Here is a 19,143-nt window from a genome sequence, read left to right as displayed (position 1 = left end):
CTTGCTGCCCGCCTTCGCTCGGTCCGTCGGGTTCTTGCCCGTACGGGCCCCCCTTTTGACGCTCGGACCGTCGAGGAGTCGACCGAGACGCGACTGAAGTCCACCTGGCCCCGTTGGCCCAACTCATTGAGCAGGACACGCTGCAGGTGCTCGAACACTCCAGCGCGCGTCCATTGTTCCAAGCGTCTCCAGGCCGTCATCCCCGACAGGCCGAACTGTTTGGTCGGAAGCATCTCCCAGGGGATTCCGGTTCTGAGCACGAAGACGATGGCCTCCAGAGCTGCTCGATCGTCGGCCCGGGGCCGGCCGGGCTTCTTCTTCTTCTTGGGAACCGGAAGCAGCGGAGCGATCCGCTCCCAGAGCGCATCCGGTACGAGGTCCTGAGCCATGAGGCTCAGGTGCTCATGGCCAGGTTCTCCGGCTACCCTCCCTTTCAAACCTTACTTTTGTTAGGCGCTCTTAGGAGTTGTTATGCCTCCGCATTCCGTGTCGTCCCGTCCTATGTGGTTCCACAGACTCCTGCGACATACGTGCTGACGAAGGTCGTATCAGGAAGCTTGGCCCGCAGGGCTTCAGGATTAGCCCCCTCCCATCCAGTTCATGAGGAACTCGCGGAGATACTGGTTTCCGTGTCGAGACAGGCGGGACTAGTGGCGTGGAAGTCGCGAGGCTTTACTGACAAGTCCAGATGCCACTAATGCATCGGCACACCATCCACTCGCAATAAGTAGGATCGTAGCACCGGCGTGAGGCGGTGGCCGCACAGGCGTGTCCTTCCACGTTGACGCAGAAATTCGACGGCTGTCCAGGTGTGCACATAGCAGCCTGCGTTTGCACCTCGACGCGTTCTTCAAGGGGGGCGTCGTCGGGGCTTTGTTCTTCTTGGCCCACGCCGCATGCCACAAGGGACATAGACAACGCCAAAAGGATGAACTCCGTTCGCAGGTTCTTCATAACGCGTTCCCTCTCCTCTCTATTGTACTGTTTCGATATGCCGCTGGCGTCCAGCCACAAGACGGCCCCTGTCAGGTCAGCAACGTATTGTCCTTGATGATTTCCAGGAGTCGGCTGTGCTCTTTCTCATGTGAGGCCGCTAACTCTGCACTCAGGCTGCCCGTGTCGGAGGTGCGATGCGCGTAGAAAGCTGCGTCAGCCCGATCGAACAGTGGATTCATGACACTGGTGTAGGGAAGCCTCTGGAAGCCGAGCTGGGGCATGATCCTCTCGAGTTCTTCCAGAGTCAGTGTCCCCGCTTCTCCCGGTTCGTGCTCCGCGGTTGCCCAGGAGGTCTGCAAGAAAGCTCGATGAGGCAGCAAGGACATTCTCTTCACTTGGAAGGCGAATAGGAACAACATGTCCTGGAGTGAGGGAAAGGCTACCGAGAGCATGTTGGCGTTCGCGAAATCCTCCCCAATCTCCGCCCGGATGATCTTGTAGTCGTCCGCCTCCGCGGATGAACCACAATCATAGTAGTAGCTGCTGTAAGGGTCTTCCTCGTGCGCAGCAATGAAGATGTACCGCTGTGGAATCCTGTCACGGGCTTTGCTCCGATAGAAGCGCAGGATCCGGTCGATGAGGAAGCTTGTCTCAGGGACGAAGAAATCTCCCATGCTGTGTCCCATGTGCCGTAGAAACTCCTGATATCTGCCAGGGAGCCTACGACCCACCAAGCGCTCGAGCTCGGACACCTCTTCGGAGCTCGCCCCGCGAATCCTGTCGGCATATCCCGCGTCGTACCGACTGATGAACTCGATGAGTCCCTTCATCATCTCTCACCCATTGTGGAGTCGAGGTATCGCAGTTGTTTCTTCATTCCAAGTGGCGTCACGGGCACGTTCTCTCATTTACGTCGCATAGCATCTGCGTCAGATGCACCTGGCACGTCTTGCATGAGGGAACACTCTCTCCATGAGCAAATGCCGAGGTCATCTGCTTGCCATTCTTGAAGAAGGTCACCTTGACGAACTGCTGCCCTTGAGTGTGGCGCTTGAGAACTCGCGGGCGGTACCAGATCTCGGACATGGCGCCGGGAATGTGCCCATCCGCCTGTGCTTTTTGGAGGAGTTGCGGGGCTGCACAGGTGCCTGCCGGCTTGCCACCTGGGACCATTGGCATCTGGGAAATAGGGACCTTGTCACCTCGGGGATTTTGGATGACGCTTGTTGGCCCGAGTGGGTGGCAGAGCGTCCATCTGCTGTCTTTGGCCTGCAGCAAGCTCACGGCGTCCTTGAACCCGTCCACGTAGGGAGCCCTGCCGGACATGGCCGCGTAGATCTTCTGCCCTCCTTTGCAGGTGAGGACTCCAATCATGTACCCGTTGCGAGGCAATCCATCTTCATCGAACTTGAGAGTATATCCGAGCCCCTTCTCCTTCGAGACGGTCATGAGCGCCCGCAGCAGGTCTCGGGCTGTACCTTGAACGAGCTGTGTCTCCAGGATGCGATGGCTCGGTTTGGGCTTCTTGCATATAGGGCACCTGGTCCTTCCCTCGATTGGGTCGTCACCATAGGCCAATCCTGTGCCGCCCTGTTGAGTGAAGGCTGTGTTGAAGGTATTCCCATTGTGCTGGGTGACATCCAGGAACCGGGCTACCCCTTTCCCTTCTAGCTTGACGTCGATGCTATAGCTGCCCCAGGTCATCTTCCCTTTCGTCTTCGAGGAGATGAGGCCACCACCCGCCGTCCCTGGTTCGTCGCCGCTGCTTGTGCTGAGATTCGAGTTTGCGAGGGCAACAGGATTGCCCTCGATACTTACCGACTTGCTTCCGTTGGAGAGGTCACTGTCTCGCGCCACATTCACATAGGGAATGGGTACGGGGCCTCCAGGAGAGGGCGTCTTGCATACGTCCGGAACTGCTCCCGTGTTGACCTGATTGTCGCCCTTGTGCACGGCAGTCCGGCCATTCACATAGACTTTGCTCATGGGTACCCCAGCATGGCTCCTCCAACGACCGGAATACAAACCCACTTTCGTGCCTGTAATCGCTGTAAGGCAATGTGCGGTGTCCGCGTCAAGGTGGAGGCAGGCCGCATCGCCTCTATCTGGGGTTACCGATCGAGAACGTCCAGAAGGGGGTCTGGTGATGCGGGTGGAGGAACTTGTCGAACAATTCGCCGAGAATGTGGCCGCGCAGACGGATGCCATCCGTCGAGCAGATGCCAGGGAGGGGAACAAGCACGCCAGGAAGTATGCAGCTGCGCTTCAAGAACTTCGGACTCACGGGGATGCTGGGAGGGATGCGCTGGCCGTGCTGCTGAAGCACCCCCGCACGGATGTCCGAGCCATGGCAGCGGCGTTTCTTCTCCGTTACCGGACTGCGGAAGCTAAAGCAGTCTTGGAAGCAGTGGTGAAAGAGGGAGGAATCGCCGCAATCGGGGCGACGATGACGTTGAAACGCTGGGAGGAAGGCACCTGGGCCTTGGATCCTGAGTAGCCATCCGTTTCGAGGCCCGGTGGGCGAGGCGGCGGGAATCGAACCCGCAGCTTCATGGCTTGATGGGCGGCTGCGAGGTGGAGGAGCCTTTCTGCGGTAGGGCTGGCACATAGCACCGGCCTCGGAACAAGATGGCGGGATTTGAATCCGCTGCCACTCGGACGAGGTGTTGCCGTCTGACTTCATACACTCGGTAGGCTTGGCAGTGGTGCCGGCACTCGGAGCGCCTTGTTTATCTCGAGGAGCTCCTTCAGGCTGACTCAGCAGCAACCAACCCAAGGAGGCAGCCATGGGCAAAGGCAGCAGTGGCGGTGGCAAGGGCGGGGGTGGCGGCGGCGGCGGCAGCGGCGGCAAGAGTGGTGGGGGCGGTGGAAGCAAGGGCGGAGGTGGCGGTGCTCCCAGGCCCCCCAACGGCCCGAGCACCACCGGTCAGCCATCGGGCGGTGGCCGAGGAAACAACCCTCCCAAGAAGTGACAGGTCCATCCAGAGAGGGGGACATGCCAGGAGCGTCATGAACCCTGATATCTGGGGCGTGTTCCATGATGGGGTGTTGACGGGGGCCCGAGTCGAAGGGCCCGCCTCGATGGTGCTCACCATCGAGATTCCCTACCTCCGGGAGATGCTCCCGGGAGCGGGAAATGCGTTCGTCGTCCGCCTCTCCGGCAACCCCCGCCTGGAGTATGCCGAATACGGCTCACCTCCACGGTCCAGCCTCGAGCACGCAGTCGAAGCCGCTCCGGAGCTGCTCTACGCTGAACCGGTCGAACGTGGCGTCGAACTGGACTGTGCCCGGGGAACACTTCGGGTGGAGTATGACGACATGGCGGTCTCACTCGATACGGGCGAGAACGTCACTTACGACGAGCTCGTGTCTGCCAATCAGCGCTACTGGGATGGCTGGACGCGCGCTCGTCGCACCGATTGAAGAGTGGTCTACGGGCAGGTCGCGGAATCCGGTCCTCCGCAGAGGCCTTGCGTGCACGTGAGTTCGAAGAGACATGCTCGGGGCTCGGCCACGCAGGACTCGCCGGGATGGCCTTGCGGCTTGCAGGTGCCCGAGGACTCGGAGCAATAGAGGAGGGGATCGCAGGCACGATGGGAGCAGTCTTCTCCTTTCCCCGCGTACCGCTTGCACGTGCCTCCTGAACTGTCCGGAGACGAGCTCTCGCAGTAGAGCCCCTGGCGGCACTCCGTGGAGTCGCGGCAGCCCGCGTCTTCGGCGAGCAGCTCACGGCACCGGCCGGGCTCGCTGGGTGCGGCATCACAGAAGAGTTCGCTCTGGCATGGGGCTCCGGAGGCGGTGGGGGACGGAGGGGTGCACGCCTCCCCCTTGCGGCCCGGAGCCTTGCAGGTGCCGTTGACGCAGAGGAGGTTCCAGGCACAGCGGCGGTTCTCTTCGTCGCAGGGCGCGCCCTTGGATGCGGGCTGCTGGCAGACGCCGGTGTCCTGTGCGCAGTAGAGGTCCTGCGCGCAGACCTCATAACGGTAGTGAGCACAGGGTTGGTCCTGCTCCAGAGGCTTGTGGCAACTTCCTTCGATGGGGAGAAGTCCCTCGGCGCAGTGGCGAGGCGAGTCATTGGGCCCTTCACCGCTCAAGGGCTGGCACGTGCTGGGGGAGGGATCGAGTACGTCGGAGGTGCAGGCCGACTGGGCGCCACATTCTCCCGACGACTGGCAGACTTCACCATCCGCGGTGGTGCCGAAGAAGAACCGGCACTCCTCGGACGTGCCCAGGCCCCGCTCGAGCATGCGCGGGGACAGCGGATCCTGGCTGCACGAGGTGTCCCGAATCTTGTCCAGGCACTTCTCGGCAGCGCTCTCGTCGTAGCGCATCCGGCTCGCGCAGGGTTCGCCCTGCCGCGCGTTCAATCCCACCCGGGCGATGAGTTCCGAGAGCAGGCGCTGCTCACAGGAATCCTCTTCGTAGGAGACTCCACAGCTGGTGTACTTCTCGCACAACGCCTCCGCGAGCCGTTCATCGAAGTCCTCGCGCGCCACGCCGCCGCACGCCACCAGACAGCATCCCGCCAGGGCCAAAGCCACCGGATTGCAACGCATGCATTCTCTCCTCGTTGGGAGATGAGCAGGTGGTTGCGTGACTCGTCCTTGGCGAGCTAGCGCAGGGGGCTGCCACCTGTTCCTTCGCCTGCTCATCATAGGGATTTGGGATTGACACTGGAACCAGTTCCCTCGTCCCGAGAGGCACCTACCGGTTCGCCGTCCGGTCCAAGCACCCCTCCGTCTGTCAGAGACCCACCCGCGTCTGGAACGCCTGCATCTTGCAAGTATGTGCGGTGAGCGCGTCCGAGTAGGTCTCGAAGGGTCCGAAGCTGGGCATGGGGCCCGGAAGCTCCTGCAGGGAAGGTTCGCCAGGGCCGGGCCGCACAACCCCGGGGATGGGCTTGGGCGGCGAGCCCCCTATCTGAGCAGCGTCAGGACTGGAATCTAGAGGCGCATACGTACTTATGCGCCTCTCCTCGACTCCTCCAAGTCGTGTCGCCTCGAGTGGGAGAAGGGGGGCTGTCAGGAATGGCCCCAGAGCCACTCCACGTCGGCCGCGGCGCGCCGCTCCGCGAGCCACTCCTGGAACAGGTGCTCGCCGATCGCGGCGCGGGTGGCGGAGTCAAACACCGCCGGCTCAATCGCGAGGACCTGCTGGAGCTCGTAGCCCGCCTTCGTCTCAAGAGGCTCCAGCACCGTTCCAGGCGTTGCCGCGAAAACCACTCCCGCCTGCTCCGAAGGCAGCGCTGACCGGCGCACCCGCTCCAGCAGGGGGGGCGGGCTCTCCCAGCGGTGAGGACTCGGCGTCTGCTCCCGGAGCGCCTCCATGGCAGCCTGGAGCAGGTCCACCTTACCCCCAAGCAACCGCTCGTATAGGGAGCGTGCGCGCTCGGGGGTTCCGAGAACGATCCGCGCGATCACCGCCACCTCGAACTCGCTCTTGTGGCTCGCGAAGTACGCTTCCTCTCGGCCAGCGACCACGCGTTGCCGCAGCTTCCGGATCTTCACGAAGCCTTCCAGGCGGGTCTCCAGATTCCGCTGCGTCAGGCCCTGCTGCTCGATCCACTGCATCATCGCCACTTCGCTCAGGAGGCCCCGCCGCCTGCGAAACGCATCCATCGCCGCTTGTAGTTCCTCATCCGAAGCGGTGAATGCGTCCGGCTCCTCCTCGATTGCGTCCGTGATCAGGACGGAGTCCACCAGTTGCCTCGCGAGCCAGGGCTCGGCCCAGAGGAAGTCGAGCTGGGTGACGACGTCCGCGACCCCGATGCGGCGCTGGTTGACGCGGAGCATGTCGACCTCGCTCCAGCGGAACGTGCCGCGCAGCGCCCACGGCAGCCCGTGCTCTGGGCAATAGCCGATCGACACGCTCCCCCAGCCGGGGACCCGCAGGAGCGCGTCATAGTGCACCGCACCTGTGACTGACTCCTGATCCCAGAGCACATCGAGCTTCACCGGCGTCCGTGGCTCGGCCTCCCGCGGCTCCTTCCGCCCCGTGTGCTCTTGCACGCGCCGCTTCAAGCGGGCCTCGCCCTCGCCAGGAGCGGCGGGCTCCCGGGCAAGCCGGATCATCTCTTCCAGCACGCCCAGGATCGTCTGGTTGATGTCGCTGTTCATTCGTTGCTCCTGAATCACGCCGGGGGTGGCTCCGGCGCCCGGCCGGAGGCAAGCAGATCGCAGATCGCCTCACTGATAGGCATTCCGGTGAGCTGCTCGATCCAGAGGAATTGCCCATTGGGATTGATCTCGAGGAAGACGTAGCGCCCGTCGGGCGTCAGCACCATGTCGATGGCGCCGTAGCTGAGCCCCAACTGCCGTACGAGTTCCACGCAGCTTCGCCGGACTCCGTCTGGCAGCGTGTGTGGGTAATGGGGCGTGTGACCCAGATCGTAGCGCCGCCAGTCGATCCTCGTGCGATTGGCTTTCTGGGAATGGATCTCCGCCGCGAAGACCTGCTCACCCACGACGGTGATCCGCAACTCCATTCGCTTGGGCACATACGCCTGAAAAGTCACGGGTGCGTACCGGATGGAGTCCGCGTGGACCAGGTCACGCCGGGTCACCTGCTGCGTGTAGCGGGCGAGCTGGAGGTGCTTCAGGGTCATTGTCAGCGCGGGGCTCGGGAGTTTGCTCACGATGTTCCCCTCGTGCTTCGCGTAGAACTCCAGGAACTCCTCGGGATCGTTCGTGATCAAGGTCGGAGGGAGTTCCATCCCGAGCGCGCTGGCGAGCTTGAGCTGCAAGGGTTGCCGGGAGGCACGGCGAATCACCGGCCATGCCGCGGGGATCCACCGGCACGGCAGCTCCTCCCAGATGCTGTCGAGGAAGTTCGCGCACTCCTGCTTCGCGTAGGCCTGGGCATCCGGATTCGGGGTTTGCGCGGGCGGGAGAGGGGGCGAGGGGCGCCGGAACCACACGGCGGAGACGCGACCGAGATCGATGTCGCGAGCTTGGGTGCGAAGGCCGAAGGAGGGGCGTCCGTTCACGGAGGACTTGAACGAGACGGTCGCGCGGGACGGGAAGTCGGCGAAGTCGAACCAGAGATGCTCGAGGCCTCTCTGGGTGAGCCGCTCATGGACGCCCACGGCGTGCACATCCTGGGGCGCGGTGAGAATGATGATCATGCGCAACCTTTCGTCGCAAGCCGGGCGGCAGGGCTGCCTCGGGCGGTGCCCCGCCGCCAGGTACTCATCGCGGTCTGCTCGACGAGCTCACAGCACCTGGTGGTCGTCGGGACCGCAGGGACCGCACGTGTTGGGGCATGAGCACCCCGCCCCACCCGTGACGAGAGCGAGCTCTGCCTCCTTGAGCTCTTCCTGCCGAGATGCCGGGTCGCCGCTGGTGAGATCCTTGATCTTCGTGCGAGTGTTCATGGCTTCAACTCCTGTGTTCGGGTGGGACTTCGCCTTCAGGACCATGAGTGCGTTCAGGTCCACCGGAACAGAGGAGGGCAGGAGCCGACTGTGACGAGGGGCTCCCAGAGGCACAGTCTCTGAGGGACCGCGCGAGCAGGTGAGAGCAAGGTACCTGTCACGCCATGCGAGGAGGCGGCCGGCGGAGTGGGAAGTGCTCGAACTCCACCGGGCTCTCGACTCGCTACCAGCCGAAACCCAAGCGCAGGAGGGAGAAGTGAAGCCCTCGCGTAAAGCAAGGGCTGTTCCAGGGCATGCAGGAGGCGTATCCAGAGGGGCGCCCCCACCGCGCATGACACGGCTGTCAGAGCCCTCACACCTCGGGGCCGCACGCCGTTGTCATGGCAGAGGGGGCTCCTTCCGCGTCAGTTGTACGTGACGCTGTAGCTCCCCGCCGGAGCCCCGTTCACGAACGCATAGGACACGCCCTTGATGATCTGCGTGACGGTGCTCACCGCCGTCCCGTTGACCGTCACGGAAGCGAGCGTCCGCCCCGAAGCCGAGCGCACCGGAATCATGAGGGACAGGTTCCGTACCGGGCTCGCGACGGAGAACGTGAGCACCGTGCCGCTGAACGCCACGCCCGAGAGGAGCGTCCCCTCGCGAGCATCCAGCCACTCCAGCAACTGCTTCGCGCTGATGACCGGCACGCCCTCGCGCTGCGCCGAGGCGATGATGGCGTCCGAGCCCGTGGAGGGCTGAGTGTCCACGTGCATGTTCGCGGTGAACGCACCGTAGTACCCCTGGGGGCCCAGGGCATTGGCCAGCAGCGTGTCGATGTGGAGCGGGAACGACTGCCCGGACTCATCGGTCATCTGCGTGGTGGCCTGGTACACGTCGATGGGCGTGCCGTCCTGGTCCGCGAAGCGCATCGGGATGCCCGAGCCGGTGAACAGCCCCGGCCGATCCTGCACCCACTCGGGCGGCCAGAAGTAGTAGTTCGTGTCGAGCCGGATGCCGTGGTTCAAGGACACCTTGGCCTGCGTGGCCCAATCGCTCCAGGCGATGCAGTGCGTGCGGTTGGTGACGGGGGCGGGGATGCCCGGATAGGTGGACGCGAAGTCGCTCAGTTGGGGCGTGTAGTAGGCCGGATCCAGGTTGCTGGCGGTGAAGTCCGCGCAGCCGGTGCTGATGTGGATGGCGTACTCGAAGCCCTGCGCCACGTAGGAGGCCGCTGTGGTTGCGTCCACACCGCCCACGTAGTCGTACGCGGTGGCGCGGATGCACTGCCAGTCCGCGACGCTGCAGCCCGCGGGGCTCGCCGCGAGGTACTGGTTGAAGCGCGCGACGGTGGCGTTGCCCGGGTGCCCGTCGCCCGTCATCACCACTACGGCCTTCAGGGCGCGCGGGAAGTACCAGAGGCGCGGCAGCGGGATGGTGCTCGTCTGGTGGAGCATGTTCGCCAGGAGCCGCTGCTGCTCGTCGGCCTGGGGAATCTGTACCTTGTTCATGTTCACCCAGTCCGGCTGCGGGTCGAACGAGGCCGCTCCGTAGAACAGGTCATCCGAGCGAGCGCCCGGGCCAATCGACGAACCATCGCGGTTCTGCCCCTGCCACGCCGGGTTGCCCTGGCGCGTGAGGATGACGGACTTCGCCAGGTCATACGCGAAGGCGATGGCTGTACCTGTGCCCACGGCGCGCAGGCTGATGGCGGCGGCCGTCGTCGGGGTGGTGGCATTGCTGTACAGCGTGGCCACGGCTCGGGTGCCCGAAACGAGCGTGTGCACGTCCGCTGTGCCGTGGAACTGCATCGTGTCCGCGGTGATGCCAGCACCCGGGGCCTGCGACGTGTCCACGAGCAGGTAGCCGTTGCTCAGCGTGCCCGTGGAGGGGTTGAGCCCGAAGAGCGCGTCGAGGTTGGCCGAGGGCCGCATGGCGATGACCGTGCCGCCGGCCGTCACCCAGTTGGTGAGCAGCGTCACCTGGGCAGCGGACAGCGTCTCCTCGCCCAGCACGACGACCTTGTAGTCATTGAGTGACACCGTGCTGCCGATGTTGCCCGCGTCGGTGGTGGCGAAGGTGGTGAGGCCCTCGGCCTTGAGGATCTCCTTCAGGTAGTCGGTGAAGTGGTTCGCCGGGTCGGTGGCGATGAGCACCGGGCCGGAGCCGGTGACGCCGGGGCGAGGCAGGGGAGCGTTGGGCTCGAAGAGGACGTCCACCCAGTAGTTGGAGTTGAGGTAGCTCTGCGTGGGGAACGTGGCCACCGAGCCATACGCGAAGACGCCGTTGCCGCCCGCCGTCGTGCTGCCGGGCAGCGCGTGAAGGGGCGTCGCGTCCCGGCCGTTGGTGAGCCCGTTCGTGTCGAACGCGTAGCCGCCCGTGGGCGCGAAGTACGAGGCCACATAGGTGGTGCCCGCCGTGATGCTCACGGGCGTGGCGAACGTCACCTGCTGCCAGCCGGACGTCGTCTCGGCCTGGAACGTGGCGGACGCGAGCAGGGTGCCGGTGCTGCTCCACAGGTGGCCCTCGTGCGTGCCGGTGTTGCCGCTGCCCTTGTAGAAGCGGATGCCCGTCACCTTGCCATCCACGTCGGCCTTGAACTTCACGCCGACCTCGATGGCCGCGGTGTCCGTGGCGGTGCTCACGGCGGGCGTGGAGGCATTCGTCCACAGGCTGTACGCGCCCGGGGGCGGCGGAGGCGGCGGCGCCACGCCCGTGGCCTGGAAGACGACGTCCACCCAGTAGTTCGCGTTGTTGAAGCTCTGCGAGGGGAAGCGCGAGCTGCCGTACGCGAACACGCCGTTTCCGCCGCTGGAGGGGCCTGGCAGCGCGTGTAGCGGCGCTGCGTCCACGCCCGAGGCCAGGCCCCCGGCGTCGAAGGCATACGCTCCATTGGGCGCGAAGTACGACGCCACATAGGTGGTGTTCGCGCTGATGGCGACGGGCGAGGAGAAGCGCACCTCCTGCCAGCCCGTGGCCGTCTCGGCCTGGAAGGTCGCCGTGGCGAGCAGCGCGCCGGTGCTGCTCCAGAGGTTGCCGATGTGAGTGCCCGTGTTGCCGGTGCCCTTGTAGAAGCGGATCCCGAGCACGTTGCCGCTTACGTCCGCCGTGAACTTCACGCCCAACTCTGTGGCCTGCGAGTCATTCGTCACCGAGGGCACGGCCGGCGTGGCGGTGGCGGGCCAGATGCTGACGGGCTCCGCGGGGCGGAACACCACGTCCACCCAATAGTTGGAGTTGAGGAAGCTCAGCGTGGGGAACACCTCGCTCGCCCCATAAGCGAACACGCCGTTGCCGCCGTTGCTGGTGCCCGCCAGCGCGTGCAGAGGCGGCGTGTCCACGCCCGCCGCGAGGCCCGAGTCGGTGAAGGCATAGGCCCCGGCCGGCGCGTGGTACGAGGCCACGTACGTGGTGCCCGCGGTGACGCGTACCGGTGTGGCGAAGTCCACCTGCTGCCAGCCCGTGGCCGTCTCGCTCTGGAAGGTGGCCGTGGCGAGCTGGGCGCCCGTGTCGCTCCACAGGCTGCCCGTGTGCGTGCCGGTGTTGCTGGGTCCCTTGTAGAAGCGGATGCCGGTGATGTCGCCATCCACGTCCGAGCGGAACTTCACGCCCAGCTCCACCGACGCGGAGTCATTGGTCACCGAGGGTGTGGCGGGCGTGTCACTGCTCTGGAAGAGGGAATAGGTCTGGGCCTGTGCGCTGCTCGCCACCAGCGCCACCAGCGCCACCGTGAGCAGCGCCGCGCGGGACTTCGTTGTTCGTGCCATGGACGTTTCTCCTGGGGGGAATCCAAGGAAGCGGCCATAACAGAACAACCTGTCAAAACGCTCAAGTCACGAAAGTCCTGTCGAAACATTCCAGCGACGGCGTGTCACGCCTTCCCTCTCCGAGCCGCTCTCCTCAGGCCCAGAGTTCCTGTTTGAGCGTGGCAACCAGGGAGGCGGCGATCTCCGGGGCGGGCAGGCCCGCCTCGGTGGCGAGCATGGCGTCCAGCGGCAGTGCCACCTCCTCGCGCAGCGTCGCCACGGCCTCACGCTGGGCCTCGCGCAGGGTGGCGCGCTCGGCGGCTGACAGCTGCTCGCGCGCCCAGCGATCGATGGCCCAGGACAACTCGGCGTGCCGCGTCTCGTCCTCGGCGATGCGCGTCATGGCCTCGCGCACGTCCGCATCCCGCGCGTGCAGTGCCTGGTAGTGCGCCACCAGCGCTCCGAACGTCTCGCGCACGCAGCCCTCCACCGCGTTGTCCAACGCCACCTCGAAGAGCGAGCGCAAGGGCAGCTCCGCTACCTCGGGCCGCTGGGGTGTCGCGCCGAAGCGGCGGGCGAGCCGCGTGCTGACGTCCGTGTGAGTCACCTCCTCCAGGGCGCTCACGAGCGCGGCGTTCTGCAGCGAGACATCCGCGCCGTGCAGCGCGAGCTCCTCTCGCAGCCGGAGGAACGCCTTGATGGATGCGGCCTCCAGGTGCGCGGCCGACGCGAAGTGACGGCCCAGTGCGTCCGTGCAGGCGACGCCGTCCGAGGCGCGCAGCCCCACGGGCCGCCGTCCGATGGCGCAGTTCGGGTCGCCGCGCTCCAGGACGTGGCTCTCCACCTCCTTCACCTCTCCCGAGGCGGATACCTCCAGGACGAACTGGGTCAACTTCGTGTCGCGCCCGCAGGTGTGGCCGCGGGTGCCAATGACGTTGAAGCCCCCCTCGTCGTTCGTCCGGACCGCGCCCTGCTTCAGGTCGCTGCAGGACAGGTTGTAGTTGGATGCGAAGGCGAGCAGCACGGCCTCCTGTGTCGTGTCGATGGGGCCCAGGAAGCCCTTGAGCGCCTCCAGCGTCGTGAGGGCCGTCACCTCGTCGCCCCGTGTCGTCGCGACGTAGTACGCGTTGCACAGATCCGTGCAGGAAGATCGGAAGCCCGTTTGCGAGGAGAGGTTGCTCAGGGCCAACTCGCAGGCGGCCCGGTCGGAAGCCGTCGCGCAGGCCGTCCCCGAGGAGCTGCGCCGAGTCTCGGTGAAGGTGTCCCCCCCGCCCGGGGTGTAGGAAATGGATCGCAGTTCCACGAAGTCCGGGGGGACAGCGGGAGACAGGCCGCTTACCGCCAGGGAGCCTTCATCACAGGCGGGCGCGGAGTAGTCAGTGAGGTCCACGCCTCCACAGCCCACGAGGACCAGGGGAGAGGCGAGCGAGGTGCGCAGGGCGCGCGAGAAGAGACGACGCAGCAGAGGTGAGTTCATCGATGGCTCCGGTGGAAGTGCGGCGTCCTTCCCTGGAGCAACGGAGATGCCATGGCCTCCCCTCCGCTCTGTCCCGAGTGCAGTGGCCTCCCTTCCGGGCTCGGAGAGGCGCCATGGCGGGCTCAAAAACCTGAGACCTGTGTCACCCGTGGCAGATGTCCAGGCTGTATGGGGGCTGCTGGGCGTCTCAGCGGCTGAGAAAAGACGGGATCGCCCAGGAGATGCACGGCGGGGACGATATGCCCGACGGTTTTCTTCGTTCGGGACTGCTGTCCGCCCGCCTTTCGCGGGCAGCAGTCCCAACCGTTGCCTCATGCACATCGAGGGTTCGCCATGTTCCGTCTCGGTCTTGCGATCAGTGTCTTTGTCGCGTGCACGTCCGCCTTCGCCTCCCCACCGCCGCTCACCGAAGCGGAACAGCTCGCGTCGGTCAGAGCTCCGTTCGCGGCAAAGCGCGAGCATGTCACCGCCGACATCTATCACTACCAGTTCGATATTCGCGTCGGGTCCGCGCCGAATGCCGTCGTGCGCATCCATCGCGTCGTGCGCGAGCGTTTGCCGTGGTGGCCGAAGCCGACCTCGCACGCGGTGATGCTGCTTCACGGGGACTTCGCCAACTTCGTCACGAACTTCGCGCCGACGCTCGGCACGCCCGCGTCATCGGCGCCGGGGCTCGCTCCGTACCTGGCGGCCCATGGCATCGACGCCTGGGGAGTCGATCGCCGCTGGACGCTGCCCGCCACCGATGGGGACATCTCGGATCTGGGCGAGATGGGGGTGGAGCAGGAACTCGGTGACATCGCTGATGCGCTCGCCTTCGCGCGGGCGACGCGGGCCGTCACCGACCACGACGGAGGCCGCATCGTACTGGGCGGATTCTCGCACGGCGGCCAGCTCACCTACGCGTATGCCGCTGCCGATGGCCGCCACGTCTCGGCGATCGCCGTGCTCGACGTCTACTACGACATCGCGCCCGAGCACTCGGACCTGCGGGACCTCGCGTGCGCCAATGCCGCGGCGGAGCGCGATTGGCTGGCTCAAGGATATACCGACTCCGAGAACAGCTTCTTCATCACGGTGGGCTCGCTGGATCGCAGCGCGCCGTTGGAGCCGTCTCCCGTGTTCCCGCCCTATACGAATCGCGGCGCGCTGTTCACCATGGTGGGGCAGACCTACGCGTTCGCGCCGTACACGCCGCAGTACCACTTGATTGCGCCCGTCCTCGACGCCGAGGGCAACGTCACGGCGCTGCGCGAGTCGTCCGAGGACAGCGTGAGCGCTTGGTTCGCCAGCGCGCCGCCACACCAGTCCCTGCGCGAGACCGCGGAGCTCGATGAGATCTGGTGCGGCACCACGCCGAGGCCCTCGCTCTCGAAGATCCGCGTCCCGTTGTTCTATCTCGGCGCCGCCGGGGCGTTCGGCGACTACGGCCTTTACTCGACGACGCGGGTGTCGTCGACCGATGTCACGACGCTCGTCGTCCGTCGGTTCGGGCCGGAGCGCGCTGCCGAGGACTTCGGCCATGGTGACCTCTTGTTCGCGGCGGATGCGCCAGCGCTCGCCTGGCGCCCTCTTGCGACGTGGTTGCTGCGCCACTGAGCGCCGGCGTCCACCGCTGCTGCGGAGAGACGCCGCCCAGGCTCCGCGAGGTTCGCTCTGCAGGAGGCAGGCGGTGCAGGAGTCAGATGCCCCCGGCACGAATGATTTCCGCGATGGAGCGCTCCGCCAGTGCGGTGATGGTCAGTGAGGGATTGACCGTCCCCGTGCTGCCGGGAACCGCCGCGCCATCGACGACATAGAGGTGGTCGTAGCCCTTCACGCGCCCATAGGCGTCCGTCGAGCGTCCGAGCACCACGCCTCCCAGTGGGTGCGCTGTGAAGGTGGCGTTGACGTCCGGGATCAAGCCCGGAACGCCCACCTGCGTGCCGCTGGCGTCGGCGATGCGGTTGTTGACGGTTCGCAGAGCGGACACGACGTCGTCATTGCCCTGGCTCGGCCACTCGAGCACCACCTTCTTGCGGGTGCTGTCGTAGCGAAAGCTCGCACGATGCGAGTCCAGCGCCATGCCGAGCGTGCCGATCAACCCTGGGTTGACGGGCAGGTTGGGGACGTACCAGTTCTCCATCGTCACAGGCATCCTGCTCTCGTCGAGGATGCGTGAGGCGCAGGGTGAGCCCTGGTTGAAGCCTTCCAGGCCAGAGAACACTCGCGCGACCGCCGCGTCTCCGTTCGTGCCCCAACCGGTGCCGATGGTCTCGTCCAGGTTGGGCAGCGCGCCCGTGTCCCGGGCCGCCACGAGCAACTCGCTGGTGCCGATGGAGCCGGCCCCCAGGAAGAGGCTGTCCGCCGTCAGCGTCCGTTGGCGGAGGACCGTGCCGTTCGGAGCCACGACGTTGACCTGCACCCAGTAGCGGCCATCCGCCTCGCGGCCAATGGCCGTGACTTGATGGCCGGAGTGGATGGTCACCTTGCCCGTGGCCTCGGCCTGGGGGAGATAGTTCTGACCGAGATCGTACTTGGCCCCGTTCGCGTTGCCGAAGGTGCTCTCCCCGAGGATCGCGGAGGGCCGCGCCGTCCCGGCCAGCTCGCGCCGGACGATGTCCCATTGGAAGATGGAATCGATGCGCTGTGGCGTGTAGCCCGCCTGGGATGCGTGGGCGTCCCAGACTCGGGAGTGTCCGAAGGGCGCGCTCTGGTACACATCCGTCGGCATGGGTGAGACACCCAGCATCCGCCGGGCGAGCGGGTAGTAGACCCGGTCCATCTCCTCGTAGCTCACGACGCCCTGGAAGACGTGGTCGAAGAAGCGTCGCTCGGGCTGCACCATCGCTCCGGTGAAGACGACCGAGCCGCCGCCCACGGCGGCTCCCCGCCAGACCTTGATGTGCTCGTATTCAGTGACGTCGAGGACTCCGCCGAAGGAGTCGACTGGCCGGACGATGCCGTCGAACCCTGGGAAGCTCGTCCTGAACCAGACGGACCGGCCATCGATCAGCGACTCGGAGGAGAAGATCTGGCGCCACAAGTCTCGCGGCCAGCGCGAGCCGCGCTCGAGCATGGTGACCTGCACGCCCGCCTGTCCAAGCCGCAACGCCGACACGGCCGCGCCGAAGCCCGTGCCGATCACGAGGGCCTGGGAATGAGAGGGAGCGGTGGGCAGGGCCTGGAAGATCTCCGGCACCGCGAGCCTGTACAGGATCTCGTTGAGAGAACTCGCGGGCGGCATGGCCTCCGCAGCCCGGGCCACGCCAGCTCCGAGGAAGAAGGAGCCAACGCCCGTGACGGCTTCCAGGGTCCCGAATTTGAGCAGGCTGCGTCGAGCGATCTTCTTGAGTGGCTGGGGCATGGCGAGAATTGAGCGGAGAGGACTGGACTGGATCGGCCCTTGCGCTCACGGGTCGCCGAGAAAAACGAGACTCGATAGTTTCGGAACTTGACGGTTCCGGAACTCACCAGTATCAATATCTCACCGAGGATGTCCTCATGACCCAGAACGATGACGAAGCTGTCGATGTCGAGCCCGCACAGCCGGGGCGGAAACGAGATCCCTCGCGCGACGCGAAGCTCCTCGACGCCACACTCGAGGTCCTCTCCGAGGTGGGCGCCGCGGGCCTGACGATGGACATCGTGGCCGCGCGAGCCGGAGCGGGGAAAGCGACCATCTACCGCCGCTGGGCGTCGAAGACGGAGCTGGTCATCGACGCCGTCGCGCACATGAAACGCAATCAGGTCGATCTCGAGCACTTGCCCGACACCGGCACACTCCGTGGAGACCTGCTCGGCCTGTTCAAGCCGCAGTCCATCGAAGAGGGCGAGCGCAGGCTGAAGATCATGACTGGGCTCGCCTCGTTGCTTTCGCAAGACCCGGCGCTCGCCGAGGCCGCAAACGCCGCAGTGGTCCAGCCGTGGGCCGAAGCTCACTTCGCGCTGATGAAGCGAGCGATCGAGCGAGGCGAGATCTCGGCATCCGCTGATATCGGCACTCTGTCCCAGGTCATCCCGTCGATGGCTGCATACCGCACGCTCGTGCAACGCAAGCCGATGGACCTGGCCTTCCTCGTGTCGATGGTTGATGGAGTCATCATGCCGGCCCTCCGGAGTCAGCCTTCGGAGGGATCTCCCTCACGTGCCGACAAATCCCCGTTGCCCCGAAGAGCCTCGAGCGTGCGGAAACGCTCGAAAACCTGAACCTGCATAGAGGAAAGTCATGACCGTCAGCGTTACCAACCACCTCAACTTCCGTGGCGATGCTCGCGCGGCGCTGGAGTTCTACCAGTCCGTGTTTGGGGGGGACATCACGATCGTCACATACAAGGACGCCCAGAACGTCCAGGCCCCGTCGGAGGCTGATCAGGTGATGTGGGGCCAGGTCACCGCGAAGAATGGCTTTCGAGTGATGGCCTATGACGTGCCCTCCCGGATGCCCTGGGAGCAAGGCAAGAACCCGTTCTTCGTCTCGGTTCGTGGTGACTCAGCCACCGAGATCTCCGCGCTCTGGGAGAAGCTCTCCGCTGGCGCGACGATCGCGCAGCCCCTGGCGCCGTCGGGATGGACCCCGCTGTACGGCATGCTCAAGGATCGCTTCGGCATCACGTGGGTCCTGGATGTCGCGACGGCGTACAAGGCGTCCTGAGCCAGTGCTCTGGGAGACAACATGACCCTGTCTTTTGGAGTGACGTCGACGACAGACGACGTGCTCGAGAACCACGATCTCAGCGGCAAGCGCATCCTGGTTACCGGCGTGTCGGCTGGCCTCGGAATCGAGACGGCGCGCGCGCTCGTTGCCCACGGCGCCCACGTGGTGGGCACTGCCCGCGATCTGGCGAAGGCGGAAGCCGCGACCCGCGGGGTGCGCGCGGCAAGTGCCGGTCCCGGCGGATTGGAGCTGGTGGAGTTGGACCTCGCTTCGCTGGCGAGCGTCCGTCGCTGCGCTGACACGCTGCGGGACCGGGGAGAGCCGTTCGACGTCATCATTACCAACGCGGGTGTGATGGCGTGTCCGTTGGGCCTGACCGAGGATGGATTCGAGACGCAACTCGGCACCAATCACCTGGGGCATTTCGTGCTCGTCAACCGGATTGCCTCCCTGCTCCATTCAGGCTCGAGGGTGGTAGTACTTGCGTCGGCGGGGCATCGCTACGCGGACGTCGATCTCGATGATCCCAACTTCGAGCGTACGCCTTACGAGCCGTTTGTCGCCTACGGGCGCTCCAAGACCGCGAACATCCTGTTCGCGGTGGAGCTCGATAGGCGCCTCCGCGAGCGTGGGGTGCGAGCCACGGCGGTGCACCCGGGCGTCATCCAGACGGAGTTGGGGCGTCACCTCCCCGCCGACTCCCTTGCGTCCATGGTCGAGGAAACCAATGCGGACCTCGCTGCTCGCGGTAAGCCTCTGTTCGTGCTCAAGACGATTCCTCAAGGCGCCGCAACCTCGGTCTGGGCCGCGGTGGTGGCCGCGGCGGACGACGTCGGAGGCCGCTACTGCGAGAACTGCCATGTCACCACCAGGGTGACCCTCGACCCGCTCGATCACACCAGCGAAGGGGTTCGTCCTTATGCGCTCGACACGGAGCGGGCTGCTTCGCTCTGGGCCCAGAGCGAAGCGTGGGTGCGCGAGAGTTTCTGAACTCTAT

General features: G+C 65.5%; 16 protein-coding genes and 1 pseudogene. 7 read left to right on the top strand and 10 right to left on the bottom strand.

The features are described from left to right. The 3 genes and pseudogenes from KY501_RS48485 to KY501_RS48475 form a co-directional block, all read right to left on the bottom strand. A pseudogene (locus tag KY501_RS48485) lies at window positions 1-389 on the bottom strand (IS5 family transposase); the annotation flags it as partial. Window positions 390-1,025: 636 nt separating this feature from the next. After that, window positions 1,026-1,769 (bottom strand): SMI1/KNR4 family protein, encoded by a 744-nt coding sequence (locus KY501_RS48480; RefSeq protein ID WP_224372195.1) that lies wholly within the window; start codon window positions 1,767-1,769, stop codon window positions 1,026-1,028. Between the two features lie 55 nt (window positions 1,770-1,824). Further along, window positions 1,825-2,922: a DUF4150 domain-containing protein gene (locus KY501_RS48475; protein ID WP_224372193.1), complete on the bottom strand. Its 1,098-nt coding sequence runs from the start codon at window positions 2,920-2,922 to the stop codon at window positions 1,825-1,827. A gap of 160 nt (window positions 2,923-3,082) precedes the next feature. Here KY501_RS48475 and KY501_RS48470 point away from each other — a divergent pair, with 160 nt between their 5' ends. The 3 genes from KY501_RS48470 to KY501_RS48460 all read left to right on the top strand — a co-directional run bounded on the left by KY501_RS48470 (window position 3,083) and on the right by KY501_RS48460 (window position 4,359). Next, on the top strand, window positions 3,083-3,433 hold the full coding sequence (locus KY501_RS48470) for a DUF2019 domain-containing protein (protein ID WP_224372198.1): 351 nt from the start codon (window positions 3,083-3,085) through the stop codon (window positions 3,431-3,433). 289 nt (window positions 3,434-3,722) lie between these two features. Then, window positions 3,723-3,908, top strand: a complete 186-nt coding sequence (locus tag KY501_RS48465; protein WP_224372191.1) for a hypothetical protein — start codon at window positions 3,723-3,725, stop codon at window positions 3,906-3,908. A 37-nt stretch (window positions 3,909-3,945) separates the two neighbouring features. Further along, window positions 3,946-4,359: a hypothetical protein gene (locus tag KY501_RS48460; protein WP_224372189.1), complete on the top strand. Its 414-nt coding sequence runs from the start codon at window positions 3,946-3,948 to the stop codon at window positions 4,357-4,359. An 8-nt stretch (window positions 4,360-4,367) separates the two neighbouring features. On the opposite strand, the gene KY501_RS48455 is transcribed toward KY501_RS48460, so the two are convergent. The 6 genes from KY501_RS48455 to KY501_RS48430 form a co-directional block, all read right to left on the bottom strand. After that, a complete protein-coding gene (locus KY501_RS48455; protein ID WP_224372187.1) occupies window positions 4,368-5,492 on the bottom strand; it encodes a hypothetical protein in 1,125 nt (374 codons plus the stop codon). A gap of 465 nt (window positions 5,493-5,957) precedes the next feature. Beyond that, the gene (locus tag KY501_RS48450) at window positions 5,958-7,052 is read right to left on the bottom strand and encodes a TIGR04500 family putative peptide maturation system protein (protein WP_224372185.1); all 1,095 of its coding nucleotides are present in this window, start codon (window positions 7,050-7,052) and stop codon (window positions 5,958-5,960) included. 14 nt (window positions 7,053-7,066) lie between these two features. Then, on the bottom strand, window positions 7,067-8,059 hold the full coding sequence (locus KY501_RS48445; RefSeq protein ID WP_224372183.1) for an MvdC/MvdD family ATP grasp protein: 993 nt from the start codon (window positions 8,057-8,059) through the stop codon (window positions 7,067-7,069). A gap of 87 nt (window positions 8,060-8,146) precedes the next feature. After that, on the bottom strand, window positions 8,147-8,308 hold the full coding sequence (locus KY501_RS48440; protein ID WP_224372181.1) for a hypothetical protein: 162 nt from the start codon (window positions 8,306-8,308) through the stop codon (window positions 8,147-8,149). Window positions 8,309-8,712: 404 nt separating this feature from the next. After that, on the bottom strand, window positions 8,713-12,054 hold the full coding sequence (locus KY501_RS48435; RefSeq protein WP_224372179.1) for a DUF4082 domain-containing protein: 3,342 nt from the start codon (window positions 12,052-12,054) through the stop codon (window positions 8,713-8,715). A 133-nt stretch (window positions 12,055-12,187) separates the two neighbouring features. Then, window positions 12,188-13,510 (bottom strand): ferritin-like domain-containing protein, encoded by a 1,323-nt coding sequence (locus KY501_RS48430; protein WP_224372177.1) that lies wholly within the window; start codon window positions 13,508-13,510, stop codon window positions 12,188-12,190. Window positions 13,511-13,843: 333 nt separating this feature from the next. Here KY501_RS48430 and KY501_RS48425 point away from each other — a divergent pair, with 333 nt between their 5' ends. Further along, a complete protein-coding gene (locus KY501_RS48425; protein WP_224372175.1) occupies window positions 13,844-15,109 on the top strand; it encodes an alpha/beta fold hydrolase in 1,266 nt (421 codons plus the stop codon). A gap of 82 nt (window positions 15,110-15,191) precedes the next feature. On the opposite strand, the gene KY501_RS48420 is transcribed toward KY501_RS48425, so the two are convergent. Continuing rightward, window positions 15,192-16,856, bottom strand: a complete 1,665-nt coding sequence (locus KY501_RS48420) for a GMC oxidoreductase (protein ID WP_224372173.1) — start codon at window positions 16,854-16,856, stop codon at window positions 15,192-15,194. Window positions 16,857-16,993: 137 nt separating this feature from the next. On the opposite strand from KY501_RS48420, the gene KY501_RS48415 reads away from it, so the two are divergent. Genes KY501_RS48415 through KY501_RS48405 form a run of 3 tightly spaced genes read left to right on the top strand, consistent with a single transcriptional unit; the run spans window position 16,994 to window position 19,136 of the window. Beyond that, on the top strand, window positions 16,994-17,698 hold the full coding sequence (locus tag KY501_RS48415; protein ID WP_224372171.1) for a TetR/AcrR family transcriptional regulator: 705 nt from the start codon (window positions 16,994-16,996) through the stop codon (window positions 17,696-17,698). A gap of 19 nt (window positions 17,699-17,717) precedes the next feature. After that, window positions 17,718-18,143, top strand: coding sequence for a VOC family protein (locus KY501_RS48410; RefSeq protein WP_224372169.1), 426 nt, complete (start codon window positions 17,718-17,720; stop codon window positions 18,141-18,143). A gap of 21 nt (window positions 18,144-18,164) precedes the next feature. After that, window positions 18,165-19,136: an SDR family NAD(P)-dependent oxidoreductase gene (locus KY501_RS48405; protein ID WP_224372167.1), complete on the top strand. Its 972-nt coding sequence runs from the start codon at window positions 18,165-18,167 to the stop codon at window positions 19,134-19,136. Window positions 19,137-19,143 lie beyond the last annotated feature (7 nt).

Source organism: Hyalangium versicolor, assembly GCF_020103695.1.
GTDB lineage: Bacteria > Myxococcota > Myxococcia > Myxococcales > Myxococcaceae > Hyalangium > Hyalangium versicolor.
This window is presented reverse-complemented; position numbering and strand designations above follow the sequence as displayed.

Excerpts from the sequence above, each read along its gene's own strand:
- KY501_RS48480 (WP_224372195.1), bottom strand. The coding sequence starts at position 1,769 with ATGATGAAGGGACTCATCGAGTTCATCAGTCGGTACGACGCGGGATAT.
- KY501_RS48475 (WP_224372193.1), bottom strand. The coding sequence starts at position 2,922 with ATGAGCAAAGTCTATGTGAATGGCCGGACTGCCGTGCACAAGGGCGAC.
- KY501_RS48470 (WP_224372198.1), top strand. The coding sequence starts at position 3,083 with ATGCGGGTGGAGGAACTTGTCGAACAATTCGCCGAGAATGTGGCCGCG.
- KY501_RS48465 (WP_224372191.1), top strand. The coding sequence starts at position 3,723 with ATGGGCAAAGGCAGCAGTGGCGGTGGCAAGGGCGGGGGTGGCGGCGGC.
- KY501_RS48460 (WP_224372189.1), top strand. The coding sequence starts at position 3,946 with ATGAACCCTGATATCTGGGGCGTGTTCCATGATGGGGTGTTGACGGGG.
- KY501_RS48455 (WP_224372187.1), bottom strand. The coding sequence starts at position 5,492 with ATGCGTTGCAATCCGGTGGCTTTGGCCCTGGCGGGATGCTGTCTGGTG.
- KY501_RS48450 (WP_224372185.1), bottom strand. The coding sequence starts at position 7,052 with ATGAACAGCGACATCAACCAGACGATCCTGGGCGTGCTGGAAGAGATG.
- KY501_RS48445 (WP_224372183.1), bottom strand. The coding sequence starts at position 8,059 with ATGATCATCATTCTCACCGCGCCCCAGGATGTGCACGCCGTGGGCGTC.
- KY501_RS48440 (WP_224372181.1), bottom strand. The coding sequence starts at position 8,308 with ATGAACACTCGCACGAAGATCAAGGATCTCACCAGCGGCGACCCGGCA.
- KY501_RS48435 (WP_224372179.1), bottom strand. The coding sequence starts at position 12,054 with ATGGCACGAACAACGAAGTCCCGCGCGGCGCTGCTCACGGTGGCGCTG.
- KY501_RS48430 (WP_224372177.1), bottom strand. The coding sequence starts at position 13,510 with ATGAACTCACCTCTGCTGCGTCGTCTCTTCTCGCGCGCCCTGCGCACC.
- KY501_RS48425 (WP_224372175.1), top strand. The coding sequence starts at position 13,844 with ATGTTCCGTCTCGGTCTTGCGATCAGTGTCTTTGTCGCGTGCACGTCC.
- KY501_RS48420 (WP_224372173.1), bottom strand. The coding sequence starts at position 16,856 with ATGCCCCAGCCACTCAAGAAGATCGCTCGACGCAGCCTGCTCAAATTC.
- KY501_RS48415 (WP_224372171.1), top strand. The coding sequence starts at position 16,994 with ATGACCCAGAACGATGACGAAGCTGTCGATGTCGAGCCCGCACAGCCG.
- KY501_RS48410 (WP_224372169.1), top strand. The coding sequence starts at position 17,718 with ATGACCGTCAGCGTTACCAACCACCTCAACTTCCGTGGCGATGCTCGC.
- KY501_RS48405 (WP_224372167.1), top strand. The coding sequence starts at position 18,165 with ATGACCCTGTCTTTTGGAGTGACGTCGACGACAGACGACGTGCTCGAG.